The following is a 17,862-nucleotide window of genomic DNA, read 5'->3' as shown; positions in this document are numbered from 1 at the left end:
ATGAAAAATATAATAAAACCTATTACCGGTCTGTTCGTTTTGGCAAGCATTGTTTTGGCTTCCTGTACGGATGTGGAGAGCCTTTCCATTAACGAGTCTACTATAAAAGATCAGAACCCCGAAGCATATGCGAAGTACCTGAACAACCTGACCGCCTATAAAGCTTCTGAACACAAAGTAGTGTATGCCTATTTCGATAACAGTAATAAGGCGCCTTATAGTCCGGCGCAGCACATTACTAATATGTCGGACAGTATTGATGTCATTTCGATGATGTATCCCGAATTAGCGGACTTCGAAAAAGTAGATATAGAAACTGTTCATCAGAAAGGAACGAAAGTAGTTTATACCATTAGTTATGATGCTATAAAGGCGGCTTATGATGACTTGGCTTCAGATGGAAGCGCTTCTATGGAAGCTTTTGATAGTTACCTGCAAAAAGAACTTACCACACAGCTTGCCTACTTGCCTAACTATGACGGACTGATTGCAGAGTTTTCCGGAAAAAATCCGGCATTCATGTCGGCAACTGACTTGGCAACTTATCAGGCAACACAGAACATTTTTCTGAATGCAGTCAATACATGGAAAACTGCTAATGCAGATAAGTTTTTTGTATTCAAAGGAAAACCGCAGAATCTGATTGACAAAAACATCTTGAATAGTTGTAAGCACATCATTTTGGACAGTGGAAGTGCAACCACTGCTGCCGAGTTAAATCTTCTGGTGGACAATGCCTTAGAGGAGGGGGTTCCGAGTGACCGTTTTGTTATGGCTGTGTCTACGATTTCTTATGATACAACTGATAAGAAGACAGGATATTGGGATGGTACTCGTGCATTGGGAGAGGTAGCCTATTGGGCCACTGTAGAGGCTGTTGGATATAAGAAAGCCGGCATTGCCATCTATAATGTCCAGAATGACTATTACTCTACCAGTGGTGCTTGCACCTATGTGAAAGAAGCGATTGATATAATGAATCCAGCTCCCGTTAAATGATTACTATTATGAAACTTAAGAATATCTATTTTATCTCCTTGGCACTGATTTCCGGTATGTTCTCCGGATGTGCCGATGATACGGAGAATTTTGACAACCAATTGTTCATGACCTCGAAGACTCCGACCACGTTTTTTGTAAAGGCAATTACTCAAAATGCCACAGGAGAATTTTCTATGTCTATTCCGAAACCCTCAGAACAAGATATCACCTTCACTATAAAAGCAGATGCAAGTTTGGTTTCCGTATATGAGGACACTTATTATGTCAGTGATATGGAGATGCTCCCGGAAGGTCACTACAGTTTCAGCGCAACGGAAGGAAAAATTGCAGCCGGCGCTTTGAAATCGACCCCAATCACAGTTTCTTTTACCGAACTTGGCAGCTTAGACCTCAATAAAACCTATGTATTGCCGGTTACGGTTGCTGATGCAAGTATTAATGTGCTGGGATCGTCGAATACATCTTACTATGTATTCAAAGGTGCTGCGCTGATTAATAAAGTGGCGAATATCAATAAAAACAATGTATATGTAGACTGGGTAAACCCGAATGTTGTTCAAAATATGAAGACGATGACGGCTGAAGCTTTGATTCATCCGTATAGCTTTGAGAACCAGTTGAATACTTTGATGGGTATCGAAGGACAATTCTTGTTCCGTTTCGGTGATTCGGGCGTACCTTCTAATCAATTGCAGATAGCAACAGGCAAGGGAAACTTTACGAATAGCTCAATGGTGGCTCCACTGAATGCATGGACACATGTTGCTGTAACTTACGATTCGGAAGCACAAACTATTAGGGTCTATTTCAATGGCAAACTTGTAGGTGATTTTACGGGTGCTACGTATGGTCCGGTAAACTGGGGCATACCTCATTCCGACGAATCGGATGGTAAACCACGTTGCTTCTGGATTGGTTACTCCTATAACAACCAACGTTTTCTGGATGCCGACATCTCAGAAGTACGTATCTGGAACCGGGTGCTGACTCAAGATGAAATAAATGCTGAAAACCATTTCTATGCTGTAAGTGAGGATGCTCAAAATCTGGTGGCTTATTGGAAATTTGATGACGGAGCAGATATTATCAAAGATTACAGCAACAGCGGAAATGATGCTACAGCATCTGCTAAATTGACTTGGGTAGATGTAGAACTCCCTGCAAAAAAGTGATAACCCTTAATCTAATTAAAAGTGCTTATTATGAAACATTGTTATAAAATAAGAATCGCTGCATGGTCGTTGCTATTGTTCGGAGCTGTATTTACAGCTTGTGAAGACGACCTCACTATTTCAACAGGCAACGATAAAATCTTTGAGACTGTTGACGGAACTTATGGTAGTGTGCGTTCGGCTGCCGGAGCTAAGCAACTGACTACTATTGCCATCAGGGACAATAAAGCCGGTGCAGGTCACTTGTTCTTTGAATTGAGCAAGAAAGCAGAAACGGATGTGCAGGTAACTTTCAAAATTGATGCAGATGCGTTGGCAGCTTATAATGCCGCCAATGGTACGAGCTATCAGATGTACCCCACGGATAAGTTGTCTTTGGAAAATGGTGGTAAGGTGACGATTGCTACCGGAAGTAAGAGATCCGAATCACTGGAACTGGATATCAATCCCGGTGGAACAGTAGGTACCACTTATGCCGTTGCCATTTCGGCAACAGCCGGCAATGGTGTGGAGGTGTCTTCCAATACTCAGTCTTACATTTATTTGGTTGAGAATCTGGGTGTGACTCCTGATCCTGCTATGAAGGGGGATATTAAGAATCTGGTCTATGTAGAGGTGAACAATGAAAGTCCGTTGAATGCTGGTGAATATATGGTAGATGGTGTTCCTTTCTTTGATATCGTCAGTATTTTTGCAGCCAATATCAATCTGGATAGTGATGGCAGACCGTATATTTTCTGTAATGATCAGGTCTCTTTTGTGTTGGCAAATGCCGACAAGATTATCCGTCCGTTGCAGCAAAAAGGTATCAAGGTTCACTTATCTATCTTGGGTAATCACGATGATGCCGGTATGCGTAGTTTGAATGAAAAAGGTGCTAAAGCCTTTGCAAAAGAGTTGAAAGCATATATCGACATTTATGGTCTGGACGGGGTTGACTTTGATGATGAATATTCTTCTTATGCTGAAAAGGTGGACGGGGTAGTAGGAGCTAAATATAAAGGCACTGCAGGCAGCGTGGTATCCAGTTTGGCAGAATGTACACCTGAGAATTACAAGAAACTATTGGAGGAATGTCGTAGAATAATGCCGAAAGAAGATGGCGTGACATTCGGAATTTATTGGTATACTACTGACGACCATCCGATGGGCAGCGGTTTGGAAAATTTGATTGATTACTCTGTATATGGTACTTATGGGGCATTCAATGACTATTTTGGTCAGGATATACCGAAAGAAATCCAGGCGCCGTATGCCATTACATTGATGAGTGAGGATAGTGGAAGCCTAAATAAGATTAGTGTTAACGATACTTATCTGGATAATGTGGTGAATGGTGGTTACAAATACTTTGCATTCTACAATCTGGGTTCAAGCCGTATGTACGAGTCTTATTTCGATAGGGTGGCTGCGAAACTCTGGAACAAGGATGTGTCGTGGACCGGTAATTATTACACCCGCACTGACCTGTCTGCCAAGAAAGGTTCTGTACCCAGCTATGAATCTTATTTAGGAGAATGGACGGTAACTCCGGGTGCAGCATTATATTACTATTATGAAAATGATATTCCTAAGTGGTGGGATTGGACAAATGCAGAAGCTTTCGATATCACTATTGCCGAGGATGTTCAGGGAAAAAGCTACAAGGTTTACGGTTGGGACGGTAAGGATATTACCGGTACATATCCGTTCATTATGAACTATGATGACAGAGGAATAGCTCTTTGTCCTTCTCCCCAGGTCATCGGTACTGCCGATGGCACGACTTATGCTATGGCCCGTGCTACATATAGTGGTGCTGCTTGGGTTGCTATGGCGGCATCAGACGAGGCTTTTGTCCTTGAAACATTGGGCGGAGCTGTTTACATCTGTGACTCGGGAAGACGCTATGGTTTCAGCCTGTTTACAAAGGACGGCGATACTTATAATGCAGTGGAAGGACAGAGAAATCCACATTCAAGCGGTACGTATACGCTGGTTAAGAAATAAAAGTAAATATTTAATATATGTCAGAACGAGCCTCATGCTGACATCAGGATGAGGCTCGCAATGATATAAGTAGTATCATTGCTTGTGAGGCTACTCTTCTCCTATACAATCAAACAATATGAAACAACGTCTTATATATATAATTGTATCCTTTTGGTTTCTGGCAAGTTGCACTTCTTCGAAACAGACAGAAGTAACCTCGCCTGATGACCATATCCGGCTTGCCCTCAATCTGGATGATAATGGTGAGATAGCTTATCAGGTAAGTATTGGAGATACCTTGTTTATCAAGCCCTCCATGTTGGGTTTCGAGGCCAATGACGGGGTTAATCTATTCGGAAATTTCCATGTGGTAAATACCGACTTCGCCACTCACGACCAAACCTGGACCCAGCCTTGGGGTGAAAACAAAACCATTCGCAACCATTACAACGAAATGGCTGTCCACCTGTCCGATGCGGCAAACACGAAACTGACTTTGCGTTTCCGCGTTTTCGACGATGGATTAGGTTTTCGCTATGAATATGAAGTTTCCGGAGCTGACAGTATTCTGGTGACAGACGAACTGACTGCGTTCAATATAGCACAGGATGGCACCTCGTGGTCCATACCTGCCAATTATGAAACATACGAGTTGCTATATCGTACACAGCCTGTTAGCCGGACAGACAATGCAAATACTCCCATGACTTTCAAAACCGGAGGTTTATATGCCAGCATCCATGAAGCGGCATTGACTGATTTTCCGGAGATGACCTTGAAGAATACGGGAAACTGCAATTTTAAATCCGAACTGGCTCCCTGGCCGGACGGCATAAAAGCCCGCTTCAACGGAGGAAGCTTTAAGACACCTTGGCGCACTATACAGATTGCCCCGAAAGCAGTCGGGCTTATCAACTCCGGTCTTATCCTGAATCTGAACGAACCTTGTGCGCTGGAAACTACCGACTGGATACGTCCGATGAAATATGTAGGTATCTGGTGGGGAATGCATCTGGGAGTGGAAAGTTGGGTGATAAATGATCGTCACGGTGCCACAACAGAGAACGCAAAGCGGTACATCGACTTTGCGGCGGCCAACAACATCGAAGCAGTGATGTATGAAGGCTGGAATGAAGGTTGGGAAAACTGGGGCGGTTCTCAGACATTCGACTATACCCGTCCGTATGCTGATTTTGATATAGAGGAAATTGCCCGCTACGCCCGGGAAAAAGGAGTCGAGATTATCGGACACCATGAGACGGGAGGCAATATTATGAATTATGAGAAACAATTGGATAAGTCATATAAATGGTATGCTGATCTGGGCATCCATTCTGTGAAAACCGGTTATGCAGGTGGACTTCCCGACGGACACAATCATCACGGGCAATACAACGTGCGCCATTACCGTAAAGTAGTGGAAACAGCCGCCAAATACCATACTACGCTCGATGTGCACGAACCGATCAAAGATACGGGTATCCGCCGCACCTATCCCAATATGATGACCCGTGAAGGTGCCCGCGGTATGGAATGGAATGCCTGGAGCGAAGGTAATCCGCCGGAACATCATGTCATGTTGCCTTTCACCCGTCTGCTTGCCGGACCAATGGATTATACGCCCGGCATATTCGATATCATGTACGAGCGTGCCAAAAACTCTCCCTATCGCAAGCAGTGGAATATGAAGGACAGCAAAGATTGCCGCATCAACACCACATTGGCAAAGCAGATAGCTAATTGGGTGATACTTTACTCCCCCTTGCAGATGGCGGCGGACATGATCGAGAACTATGAAGGACATCCCGCTTTCCAGTTCTTCCGCGATTTTGATGCCGACTGTGACTGGTCGGAAGCGCTGGCCGGTGAACCGGGAGAGTTTGTGGTCATTGTCCGTAAGGCAAAAGATAAGTACTTCCTGGGAGCCGCAACGAACGAAGAAGCGCGTAAAGTGGATGTTAAGTTAGACTTTCTGGAAGAGGGTAGGGTATACCGTGCCTTGATCTATGCCGATGGAGAGGGTGCCGACTGGGAACTTAATCCTACGGCTTATGACATCATTGAGAGACTGGTGACTGCCAATGACACCCTGACGGTCTCTATGGCAAGAGGCGGCGGACAAGCCATCAGCTTTATGCCTGCCTGACATGAAAACGTAATACAATCAAAATATGAAGAAGAACATGAAAATCAATTCTATGCTGATGAGCGGTCTTCTTTTGCTGGTGATGTACGGTTGTACGCCGGCAATGCAAGATTACTCATCATACGTCAATCCGTTCATTGGTACGGGAGGACACGGGCACACCTATCCCGGGGCTATAGTGCCTAACGGAATGATTCAGCCCAGCCCTGATACGCGCATTTATCAGTGGGACGCCTGTTCAGGTTATTATTATGCAGATTCTACCATTAACGGTTTTTCGCATACACATCTCAGCGGTACAGGCTGTGGAGATTATGGTGACGTATTGCTGATGCCTACCGTGGGCAGGCAAGATTATCATGCGACGGGAAAGGAGAGTCAGCAGATGGCATACGCTTCCGCTTTCTCTCACGACAATGAGACGGCCCAACCCGGTTATTATTCGGTATTTCTGGATCGCTATAAAGTGAAGGCCGAACTGACCGCCACCCGGCGTGCGGCTATCCATCGTTATACTTTTCCGAAAGCGGAAGATGCAGGATTCATCCTTGACCTGGATTACAGTCTGCAACGCCAGACGAATGAAGAAATGGAGCTGGAAGTAATCAGCGACACCGAGATACGCGGGCGTAAGAAGACGGTATATTGGGCTTTCGACCAATACATTAATTTCTATGCCAAGTTCTCCAAGCCGTTCACCTATACTTTGGTGACCGATTCTATGGCACTGGACGAAGGCGGACCGTTGCTGCCCACAGCTAAAGCACTGTTGCAGTTTCAGACCGGAGCCGGCGAACAAGTCCTTGTGAAAGTAGGAGTTTCTGCCGTGGATATGGACGGAGCACGCCGGAATGTGGAGGCTGATATACCCGGATGGGACTTTGACAGTGTGCGCAGTGCCGCCCGCAATTCATGGAATGATTATCTGTCGAAAATAGATATCGAAACCAACGATGATGACCAGCGGACTATGTTCTATACAGCACTCTATCATACGGGCGTGCAACCCAATCTGTTTACGGATGCTGACGGACGCTATCTGGGCATGGACCTGAAGCCCCACCAAGGCAGTGTGGAAAATCCTGTCTACACGGTTTTCTCTTTGTGGGATACTTTCCGTGCCTATCATCCCCTGATGACGATTATCGACCCGGATTTGAACCAGGCTTTCATCCGTTCGCTCATCCTGAAGCAGCGCGAAGGCGGCATCTTCCCTATGTGGGAACTTGCAGGCAATTATACCGGAACCATGATTGGCTATCATGCCGCATCCATTATCGCTGACGCTTACACAAAAGGCTATCGTGATTTTGATGTGGAAGACGCCTACAAAGCCTGCATCCGTGCTGCGGAATATGACACCACCGGCATCCTGTGTCCTCCGCTGGTATTGCCTCATCTGATGCCGCAAGCCAAATACTGGAAGAACAAGATAGGCTATGTACCTTGCGATAAAGACAACGAATCGGTGGCCAAAGCATTGGAGTATGCTTATGATGACTGGTGCATTTCGCTATTGGCGGAAGCTTTGGGTGATAGACCTAATCAGGAGAAATATGCAGCGTTTGCTAAAGGATACCAGGTTTATTTCGATGCTTCCACCCGCTTCATGCGCGGACTGGACAGTGAAGGCAACTGGCGTACACCTTTCAATCCCCGTTCTTCCAATCACCGCAATGATGATTATTGTGAAGGTACCGCTTGGCAGTGGACCTGGTTCGTGCCTCATGATGTGGACGGGTTGGTGGATCTTATGGGAGGCCGTGAGGCTTTTATCGGCAAGCTGGACTCTTTGTTCATCGCTCCTTCGGCTATGGAAGGTGAATCGGTATCCGTTGACATTTCAGGTCTGATAGGGCAGTATGCGCATGGAAATGAGCCGAGCCACCACATCGCACATCTATATAACTATGTCGGTCAGCCTTGGAGAACTCAGGAATTGGTGGACGAAGTGCTCCATACCCTTTACTTCAATGACCCTGACGGCTTGTCGGGCAACGAAGACTGTGGGCAGATGTCGGCATGGTTCATTCTCAATTCGATGGGATTTTATCAGGTATGTCCCGGTAAGCCTGTGTATTCCATTGGCCGGCCACTGTTCAATAAGGCAACCATCCAGCTGAAGGATGGAAAAACTTTCACAGTTGTAGCGCATGGCAACAGTCGCGAAAATAAGTATGTGCAGAAGATGCTCTTGAACGGTCGGGAGTTGGTGGAACCTTTCTTCAACCATCGGGATATTGTGGACGGTGGAACGTTAGAGTTGACGATGGGGGATAAACCGGTGATTGAAAAGAAATAGTATAAGTGGATTTATTATACGGAGATGGGTAGTTAAATGAAAATTTAATTACCCATTCTTCGTATAATCCATTTACTTAACTTTCGCAAGCTCAAGTTTCTTAGTAAACAAGAGAACAGTTGACCAATTGACAAGGGAGTTTGTAACTCTCTTAGGTTTAAAGACAGGTACTTTAAAGTTCTCTCTCTCTCTTGTTCCCTTGTCAACTGATGCCTTGTCAACTAATAATGGGAACAGCTCATAAAAAATGTCATAGCACTAATCTGGTTTTACTGAAAGAGGTGGAGACGATTTTTACTAATTTGAAAGAAAAGGGGGGACTGACTGATCAAGAGGAGCGGATCGTCAGACGTATTGTAAGAGACGGAGTTAAGCTCATTGACGAATATGAGGCGGAGAAAGAAAAGAGAATCAGAAAGAGGGAAATAGAGAAATATGGGAGATGACGGATTGGAGTTTTAATTGCTAGGTGGAAACTCTGTATGTTAAATAGTGTTGTGCGTAAAAATGTACACTTTTCATTTGTAATATGTTTATTATCAGTTATATAAAAATGAAAAGTGTACAAAACGTCCCATGCCGTTTATTTTATTATGCTTTCCTTTACAGCGGCGGAGGTAATAGTGCCTGTGCCTGATACTGTAACATTGCAAAAATGAAAGATACAGATCAAAAAAAAATTGCAAATTCGGAATCTCCCGGTTCCGTCTCTGAATTTCCGGGCGTGCGGAGTAAAACATCACGTACTATCACTATCCGGGAATTTGTGGACACGGTGCGTAGCGACCGTTATCGACGGCAGGTATTGGAATATCGCCGACTGAAAGCTCTGCCCGGACATGAAGCCGAAGCGCAGGCGATAAAGGAAAATATGCCGTGCATTGTGCCGGCCGGCGTATGCCTGAACGGACATGCGGTGAAAGATTTGTCGGATCACAGCGGGCTGTTGTGCGTCGACCTCGACCACACCGACCGACGCACGCAGGAAGTGTTCGGTCTGGCATGCTCCTTGCCCTTCACTTACGCCTCGATTATCAGTATCTCCGGTGAAGGCATCAAAATGCTGGTCCGCGTGCGTACGGAAGATGTGCGGCAAGATTATGCACGCCTCTACGCGGCGGTAGGCAATGCGGTGAGCGCCCATGTAGGGCATCCCTACGATGAGAAGTGCAAGATTCTGACCCAGCCCTGTTTTTATAGCTACCATCCCGAGGCGTACTATAACGAGGAAGCTGTGGCATTTGAAATGCCTGAGGTTGTGCTTGCGCCTATGCCTGCACCGGTCACGTCCGCATCGGAAAAAACGAAGACGCTGTCGCCCGCTACTGAGTTGACTCTGAGAACAGTCTGTGGCTCTGCCCCGGCTTCCGCCTGTGGCTTCATCCCCCAGCTGCTCGACGATTTCGAACGTAGCAACCCCTTCCGCCGTGGCAACCGCAACGACCTTGCCCTGAAACTGGGGCGTGTGGCAGGAAGTAAAGGTTTTTCGCCTGACGAACTGGAACAATTGATTTCTCTTTTCTCCTGCCGTTACGCATCGGGTGATTTCACGGCTGAAGATATTCGTCAGCGCGTAGTGGCTGGATATCAGTTTGTTGGAAACCTGCCGGAAAAGAAAAATGCGTTGGTGAGAGACCAAAAAGGGGCCAGGGTCACTTATAGCCCCGGATGTGTGGCGAATGAAGAAGAAAATCCGGAAGCGGTGTTGGAGAAAAATGACGAATTGCGTGCTGATGCACCTTACATTCCCGATGATGTTTTTACCCGTCTGCCGGACTTGCTGACCCGTTGTTGCCGCTATGCAAGTGACAAGCGCGAACGTGACATGACGCTGCTGGGCTGCCTGAACAGTTGCAGCGCACTTTTCCCTTACGTCCGTTTCTACTATAAGAATTCGCTGCATTCTCCGCATTTTTATCTGGCCACTGTGGCTCCTGCCGGTACGGGCAAGGGCGTCATGGCTTTCACAGCCGTTTTGCTGGATCCCACGCAGGAATACTACGACCAGATACGCCATGCGAACAAGAAATCTTATGAGCAAGCCCTGCTGGTATGGGATACAGAGCAACAACAGGCAAGGCATGAGAAACGTCTGCCGGACATCAACCTGAAACCGGAAGAGCCGAAAGCGCAGTATCTCAAGATATCTGCCACTACGAGCAAGAGCCGTCTTATCGAACATCTGGCCGCTGCCGGTGAATTGGGGTGCTGCATGACTACCACCGAAATCAATACGATGGTTTCCTCTTTGGGCCAGGATTGCGGTAAGTATGAAGACATCCTTTGCAAAGCCGCCCATCACGAGGAAGTTTCCTCATCGTACAAGGTGGATGGCGATCCGATTGTAGTGCGGCATCCGCACCTGGCGCTCAACATTGCCGGTACGCAAGAGCAATTCTATGTCTTTTTCCGTTCGCTCGAAGTGGGGCTTTTTTCCCGTTTCGCATTCTACACCCGTCAGCAGAACCAGCAATGGGAATCCTGTGCACCCGGTGATGAGCAGGTTGACCTTCGCAGCTACTTCCAGTCTTTGGGGCAGGAACTGCTTGAGATGCATAAAGTGCTGTTGGAGTCGCCCACACTGGTCACCTTCAGTCCTGCGCAGTGGCAGCTCCATACGGAAATGTTCAGCGAGTTACTGCGCCGGGCACTGTTGGAAGGGCGTGATTCTTCAGGCAGCCTCATCCGCCGTGCGGGACTGTTGGGGATGCGCCTGGCTGCTGTCTTCACCATCTTCCGCAAATGGGAAGATTACCGCTATGCCAAGGAGTATGTTTGTACGGATGAAGACTTCCGCACGGCAATGGACATCACCCGTACGCTGTTGGAGCATAGTCTTTTGCTCAGTACTTCGTTGCTCGACACTACTCTGCCTCCCGTCAGCATGCATCGTTTTCACCGGTTGGATGAGATTCTCACGTCTTTGTCTCGTAGATTTACTTATACGGAGTTTATTCAAGCGGTGCAAAACACCGGAATGTCCGAATCTACGGGCAAACGGCTTTTGCGCAAGGCGGTGAATTTGCAATATATTGTAAAAGAGGAAGATGGCTATCGGAAGAAACGGAAAAGCCCTTCTGGACGGGGCTATAAGTGACCCTGAACCTGAATTGGCCTCCGGTAGGGCTTTCGGAAGTGTTTTCGAAGCCTTTCCGGTGTTCCGATTTTTCTTGAATAAAACATGAATAACAGAAAATAGAAAAATAATATGATTATGAAAAAGTACACAAATTCCGAAGCAGCCTTTCTTGAAGGCTTTGAATCCGCAGCTTTCCGTTTTGAAGTCAAAGCATATCTGAAGTCCGATCTGGCGCAACTCTACTTTCCCTGTCTTTCGTCCGAGGCGGCCCTGCGTAAGCTCCGCCGTTGGATCAACTTCAATCCCGACCTTCACCATGAACTTTACGAAGGTCCTGAGGGGAAGAACGATCAGATATTCAGCAAGCGTCAGGTGGCGGTGCTAGTGAAGTATCTGGATGCACCCTGACCGGGATGAGGCCTCTTGGCCGGCCGGAAATGAAAACAAGCAATGTTATGGTGCGGAACAAGCTATGTTCCGCACCACGGCATTGCTTGTTTTGCATGATAACATTGCTTGAGTTTAAAGGGAATTTATTTCATCGATGGGAAGTCCGGTGACCGTAGCAATTTCGGTAGTGGGAAGTCCGGCATTCTTTAAATTCCGGGCGATGTCTCTGGCCTTTATCAATTCGCCTTCCGCTCTGCCTTCCGCTCTCCCTTTTGCTTCTCCCCTTGCTTCTCCCTTTTGGATAGCTGTTTTAATTACACTATTCCAGTCTCTGTACACTTTCAAACTCTCCTCGTATGCATAAAGGGGAGAATTGCGCTATTTCCGCGGCTTCGAAGAGGCGGTTGAACACACGCTCCTGCAAGGCTACGGGACGTTCCATGAGGCGGGATAGGTTTTTGAGGACGAACATCCATTTGTCGAACAAGGTTTCCAGCTCCTGTTCGGTCTTGTGGAATTTGGGCATCTCCAGATAGACAAAGATCAGTTTGTCATAAAACACTTCGTGGGTGCTTGTCTCCATCAGCTTCACTTCATGGTAGAATTGGGGCGACTTCACGTCATCAAGGGTAAAGTTCAGTATGCCTATTATGTATACCGCTTTGAGTTCATAGTCCCATATTTCTCCCTTGATGGCTTGATCCCTGATGGGGAAAGTGGAGTAATAGATGCTTCTGTCCTTGAAGAACTGCTGTTCCCCTTTCTGCATCTCAATCAGGATTTTCTCTCCCTTCTCGTTCTGGCAATAGACGTCGAAGACGGCACGACGTTCGGCTTCCCTGCTGCCCAAGTGTTCGGTGTTCAGGTAGGTGACATCTTCTATGACCTGTTCGCCGTTGAACAGGGCATTGAGAAATCCGATAAGAATCTCCTTGTTCAGGTCGGTTCCGAACAACAACTTGAATGCAAAATCGGTATAGGGGTTCACATACCTCTCGCGTAATCCTTCACTGCACATAAGCGTTTGGCATTTATTGTTTTATGCAAAGGAACGAAAAAAAAGTGGATTTGAAAAAGATAGAACAGGTAATTTCTGCCGGCACTGGATCAAAGTCCGGCAAAGTACAGCCCGGTATGTACCGGTATGACCCTGTACGTCCCTTCCTGCCACCGCCTTCCCGTACCTTTGTCATGTCCTCAAAGCGGGGACCCTGCGAAGCTGTTTCTGGGGTATGACGTCGACTCTGCCACTTCTTCGCTCGATACAGAGATAGATTCCGGTTGTGTGACCGGTTTTATCAATCTTCAGAAAAAATAATAAATATGTCAGTAACGTACAAAAAACAGTTTCGTAAAAATCCGTTCCTGAAGGACGGTTCGGGCAAGTACTACCCTCAACTTTTGGTCTGGGGCAAATCTGCCACCCTGAACAGCATTGCCGTTCAGATGAAAGAAAGCAGTTCGCTCACCCTGGGTGATATTCAGAGTGTACTCACCAACTTCGTGAAGGCTCTGCGTGGCGAACTCTACAACGGCCGTTCCGTCAATATCGACGGCTTCGGAGTCTTCAGCCTTTCGGCTTCTACGGTGGGCTCCGCGCTCAAGAAAGAGTGTCTGCCGGAGAAGATTAAGGCTGTCCGCATCAATTTCCGCGCTTCGAGTGCCATCCGTCCTAATCTGGATGCCGCTACCACCCGTGCGGAAGACCGCATCGACTTTGTCGACCTTGAAACACAGCTCAAGAGGCTGAATATGCAAGGCTCGGATGAAGAGGAAGGCGGTGGTAACCAAGGTGGTTCCGGCGGCGGAGGACTGGATGAAAATCCGCTGGGATAGTTTCTGGTTTCTGAAAAATCACTCATCACTAAACACTCATCACTAAGTTATATGAGAACAATTGATCACATCATTATTCACTGTTCCGCCACACGCGAAGACCGTTCGCTGACTGTGGCCGAACTGGAAGAGAATCACCGTTGCCGTGGCTTCCGCGGTATCGGCTATCACTACTACATCCGTAAGGATGGCACGGTAATCAATACCCGTGCTTTGGAACTTGTCGGGGCGCATGCCAAGGGACACAATGCTCATTCGATAGGTATCTGCTATGAAGGCGGCCTAGATGCCAAGGGACGTGCGAAAGATACCCGTACACCGGAACAGCGTAGTGCCATGCACTTGCTGGTGGCGCAATTGCTAAAGCGGTTTAAAAATAATATTTGCATCTGCGGGCATCGCGACCTCAGTCCGGATCTGAACGGGGACGGGCTGATAGAGCCGGAAGAGTGGGTGAAGGAATGTCCGTGCTTTGAGGTGAGGAAGGAGCTTTGAAAGTAATGAGACATGAGATGCAAGATAATGGCCGATGGAAAGGAGGTGTTGGAATAATGGCAATCAAGAGATCCGCTTGGAGTATGATTCTGAAAGTGGCTGTCGCGGTGATAACGACGATAGCGGGGGTGCTGGGCGTTAATGCGATGACACCGTAGAAGTTTCCCGGATAAGAGTTTTGCGGGGACGGTTAATTCATGTGAATAGGAAGTGTGTGACCGTCCCCGCTTTTCTTTTATATAGTCTCCCCTTGTATTTATCAGATTTATCAATCAATCTAAAAAAACAATAAGTGAAAAATGAAGAAATATATAAATAAATATCTGTTTACTGCTTCAATATTGGCAGTTTTGACTTTACCTGTAATGGGCTCCTCGACCGGTGATATCAGTTCTCCGCTGAAGCTGTCAGTCCATGAACCAGCGGTTTATTCTCCTCAAGTGATGGAACTGATGAGATATGACAATCATGCTGCTATTGATCTGAATACCGGATGTATAGCTCCGTCTATCAATCTCGTCCATTTTCAGGATCAGGATTTTGACTTTCCTATTTCTATTACCTACAATTCCTCGGGTTTTCGTCCGCGCAATGCAGATAACTATGTGGGAAGAGACTGGATGCTGAATGCCGGTGGAATAGTATACCGGCAAGTCAACGGGATGCCGGATGACTTGGAAGCTTATATGGAAAATCCTGACCAACTATACGCTTACACGGGTTTTCTGAAAATGTTGGGAAAGAATACGTATAACACAAGCGCCATGAAACAAGAAGTGGCACAAAATCCATATAAATATGCTCATTTGAAGAGCCTTGCTTCTTCTATGTTGACACTTCCTTCTACAGACAATAATAAGCCGGTGGAAGCTTCACCGGATATTTTCTATTTTTCTTTTGGGAAGCATTCCGGTAAATTCATGATTAATTATGACGGAAGTGTTAGTGTGGTTGGGTATAACGGTGGCAAATATCAAGTAGACCTGACAGAGATGAAGTTGTTTAGTAACACTGCTCCGCAAGAAACCTGTATTCGTATAAAAACGGATGACGGATATACATATACGTTTGGTGGTGGCGGATACGCATCATTGGAATATAGCGCTCTTTCGTGGCAAAGCGATTATAATTTCACGCCTAATCCCAGTAAGGGACATCACGAAATAACGGCTTTCCATCTGACGAGGATAACAGCCCCTAATGGAAGGGCGCTGGATATTTATTATCGTGATATTGACAGGAAGTACCACACTACTCCTCATTCAAACCTAATAGCGTTGAATCAGCAGGGAAACTATGAGAATCGGACTGACTTGTTGATGCAGTACCAACTTTGCGGAAAGACTACGATATCTACACCTTATGGAGTGGGGGCAATGAATGCAAGTACCGGGATTAGTAGTCCAATTTATGCTCAGAATAATGTGTATCGGAGCTATTCACTCAATAAGGTTGCCTTGATAGACCATATAGAGACAGATGGCTGTACCATCAGCTTTACCTATTCTACACGCGGCAAACAGCCTTTGCCGGTCACTAACACTGCCAAACAGTTCTTCACCAGTTGCGGGGCTAAGCTTGATGGAATAAGAATGGAGTATAATGGAAGCACGCAGTTGGCACAACTGACGTACGATTATGCCGTGGGTAACCGGATGTTCTTGAAGAGTGTCAAGACCAATAAAGAAGGAACTTTCCGCATGGAATACAATACTCCCTTATTGTCTGAAACTCCCAACCCTTTGACCAGCAATATCGACCATTGGGGATTCTGGCGTGGAGAGAATGCCAATGTAGCTCTTATCCCCGGTATGTCCTATCCCTTTTCGCAATATTCTCTGGATTATAAAATAACGACCGATCATCGCAATGCAACGGGAAATAGATATGATGTAAGTCTTCTCAGACAGATGACGTATCCTACAGGCGGGCGTGTGGAATTCAATTACGAACCTCATAAGTACTCCACTATCGTGCAAGCTGGGAGCGCTACTTTTTATCCCACCGACTACAGTCTTTCTCCGTCACTATCCGGACTGGCAGGAGGTGCGCGTGTCCGTTCCATCCGCTATATGGATGCCACAGGAAAAGTGCAAAAGGAAACTGTGTACACTTATGGTAGTCCTTCTAAAGAAGGAAAAGTGATGTATATGCCATTCTATAGGCATTTGCTGGTAGAAGCAGATAATAACAGTGCCCGAATTACTATAAAAGGTGCGGCTTTCAATAGCGAAGGTTTCACAGACATATCTTATCCTGGCGTCCATATACGTTACCCGGAAGTGACGGAGCATTATATTGATTCGTCCAAAGGAGGTTTGGAACAGAAGCATTCTTATAAAAAAACAGAATTTCAGACCAATCAAGGTATTTCATCTTCCTATTATAATACCAATGAATATTTTCAGATACTATCTACTACGGGAGACAGTCACATCTATACTCTGTTTGCGGAAGATTACAAAAGACATCTGAAGCATCTGGTTGCTCACTCCACGGATGACGCCTCCTTGTATTACGCCAAGATATCCCGGGAAACATATTATGACGAAAACGATGTAATGCGGAAGAAAATAGATTATCGCTATGCTTACCACAATGAAGATAATTATAACTTATGTCTGTTTAGTCCGAATATTAGCGGTAGACAGATGTTTAATCTGTTTGCGCATATCGGAAAAGAGTATTTCCGCATGCTTCTACCGGTTTCTACGCGAACTACAGACTATTATGGCGCACAAGGCGAACAGCAAAGGGAGCAATGGGAATATATGAAATATGACGGGTCAGGTTATCTGATAGAGTCTTCTCAACCCAAAAATAAGATTGATTCTTTGATAACAGTCTATCAGTATGCCGAATACTCAACGAAGAATAAATTTCAGATGTTGCCAACCGCTGAGTGGCACTATAGTGGCGCTTCCGGTAAAAGGCAATTGCTTGATTGCCGGAAGACGGAGTATCGCTTGCCTGGAAGTATAGGTGCGCAAGAATGGAAAGTGGTGTCGAAAGAATCTCTGTTTGATGGCAATGGGAAGTTGGCTGGCAAGATAGAGTATACACACTATGACAAATACGGAAACCCGGTGGAAGCTGTGGAAAATGGTTCACGGCATATTGTCTTTTTGTGGAGTCATTATGGACAGAACTTGAGGGCACGCATAGAAAATGCTTCGTATCAGGAAGTAAGTGCGGCTTTAGGGAAAAATCCGGAACTCCTGTCTGCCTCGGCAACGGATATTTCTGCACTCAACAATGTTCGTTTGCAACTGCCCCAAGCCAGAGTCTATTCATATTGGGCTGGTTATGGAAAGGACATAACAGTTTGTACTGCTGTAAATGGTAGAAATATTTATTATAACTATTATACAAGTGGGAGATTGTCACAAATCTATCGGCATAGCGAAAAAGGACGGACAGAAGTGATTCAGACAAATGCTTATCATTTTGTAAACGAATAAAACTAAAT

At 46.1% G+C, this 17,862-nt stretch carries 13 protein-coding genes and 1 pseudogene; 13 read left to right on the top strand and 1 reads right to left on the bottom strand.

The annotated features are described in order from the left end of the window. From BN161_RS00245 to BN161_RS00210, 8 genes are all read left to right on the top strand, one after another. The gene (locus BN161_RS00245; RefSeq protein WP_044262038.1) at positions 1–999 is read left to right on the top strand and encodes a glycoside hydrolase family 18; all 999 of its coding nucleotides are present in this window, start codon (positions 1–3) and stop codon (positions 997–999) included. Between the two features lie 8 nt (positions 1,000–1,007). Then, the gene (locus tag BN161_RS00240) at positions 1,008–2,174 is read left to right on the top strand and encodes a DUF1735 and LamG domain-containing protein (protein ID WP_044262374.1); all 1,167 of its coding nucleotides are present in this window, start codon (positions 1,008–1,010) and stop codon (positions 2,172–2,174) included. Positions 2,175–2,204: 30 nt separating this feature from the next. Next, positions 2,205–4,163, top strand: coding sequence for a BT_3987 domain-containing protein (locus BN161_RS00235; protein ID WP_074435075.1), 1,959 nt, complete (start codon positions 2,205–2,207; stop codon positions 4,161–4,163). A gap of 118 nt (positions 4,164–4,281) precedes the next feature. Next, positions 4,282–6,291, top strand: a complete 2,010-nt coding sequence (locus BN161_RS00230) for a glycoside hydrolase family 97 protein (RefSeq protein WP_044262036.1) — start codon at positions 4,282–4,284, stop codon at positions 6,289–6,291. Between the two features lie 25 nt (positions 6,292–6,316). Continuing rightward, the gene (locus BN161_RS00225) at positions 6,317–8,593 is read left to right on the top strand and encodes a GH92 family glycosyl hydrolase (RefSeq protein WP_044262033.1); all 2,277 of its coding nucleotides are present in this window, start codon (positions 6,317–6,319) and stop codon (positions 8,591–8,593) included. Positions 8,594–8,820: 227 nt separating this feature from the next. Continuing rightward, entirely contained in the window at positions 8,821–9,039 is a 219-nt protein-coding gene (locus BN161_RS00220) for a hypothetical protein (protein ID WP_125910706.1), read from the top strand. A 209-nt stretch (positions 9,040–9,248) separates the two neighbouring features. Continuing rightward, on the top strand, positions 9,249–11,690 hold the full coding sequence (locus BN161_RS00215; RefSeq protein ID WP_052356133.1) for a DUF3987 domain-containing protein: 2,442 nt from the start codon (positions 9,249–9,251) through the stop codon (positions 11,688–11,690). A 117-nt stretch (positions 11,691–11,807) separates the two neighbouring features. Then, positions 11,808–12,080, top strand: a complete 273-nt coding sequence (locus BN161_RS00210) for a DUF4248 domain-containing protein (protein ID WP_044262370.1) — start codon at positions 11,808–11,810, stop codon at positions 12,078–12,080. A gap of 114 nt (positions 12,081–12,194) precedes the next feature. On the opposite strand, the pseudogene BN161_RS00205 reads toward BN161_RS00210, so the two are convergent. Further along, positions 12,195–13,080, bottom strand: a pseudogene (locus BN161_RS00205) (Rpn family recombination-promoting nuclease/putative transposase). A 126-nt stretch (positions 13,081–13,206) separates the two neighbouring features. Between BN161_RS00205 and BN161_RS29660 the strand changes: the two are divergent. The 5 genes from BN161_RS29660 (at position 13,207) to BN161_RS00185 (ending at position 17,854) form a co-directional block, all read left to right on the top strand. Continuing rightward, on the top strand, positions 13,207–13,380 hold the full coding sequence (locus tag BN161_RS29660) for a hypothetical protein (protein WP_167332474.1): 174 nt from the start codon (positions 13,207–13,209) through the stop codon (positions 13,378–13,380). 5 nt (positions 13,381–13,385) lie between these two features. Beyond that, positions 13,386–13,898: an HU family DNA-binding protein gene (locus tag BN161_RS00195; protein ID WP_044262028.1), complete on the top strand. Its 513-nt coding sequence runs from the start codon at positions 13,386–13,388 to the stop codon at positions 13,896–13,898. Between the two features lie 51 nt (positions 13,899–13,949). Beyond that, positions 13,950–14,393, top strand: a complete 444-nt coding sequence (locus tag BN161_RS00190; protein ID WP_044262021.1) for an N-acetylmuramoyl-L-alanine amidase — start codon at positions 13,950–13,952, stop codon at positions 14,391–14,393. A 5-nt stretch (positions 14,394–14,398) separates the two neighbouring features. Next, positions 14,399–14,551: a smalltalk protein gene (locus tag BN161_RS29655; protein ID WP_394332276.1), complete on the top strand. Its 153-nt coding sequence runs from the start codon at positions 14,399–14,401 to the stop codon at positions 14,549–14,551. Positions 14,552–14,692: 141 nt separating this feature from the next. Then, a complete protein-coding gene (locus tag BN161_RS00185) occupies positions 14,693–17,854 on the top strand; it encodes a hypothetical protein (protein ID WP_044262020.1) in 3,162 nt (1,053 codons plus the stop codon). Positions 17,855–17,862 lie beyond the last annotated feature (8 nt).

It is taken from the genome of Bacteroides timonensis (assembly GCF_000513195.1).
In the GTDB taxonomy this organism is placed as follows: Bacteria; Bacteroidota; Bacteroidia; order Bacteroidales; family Bacteroidaceae; genus Bacteroides; species Bacteroides timonensis.
Note: the sequence above shows the minus strand (reverse complement) of the source record. Positions and strands in the feature narration are given on the sequence as shown.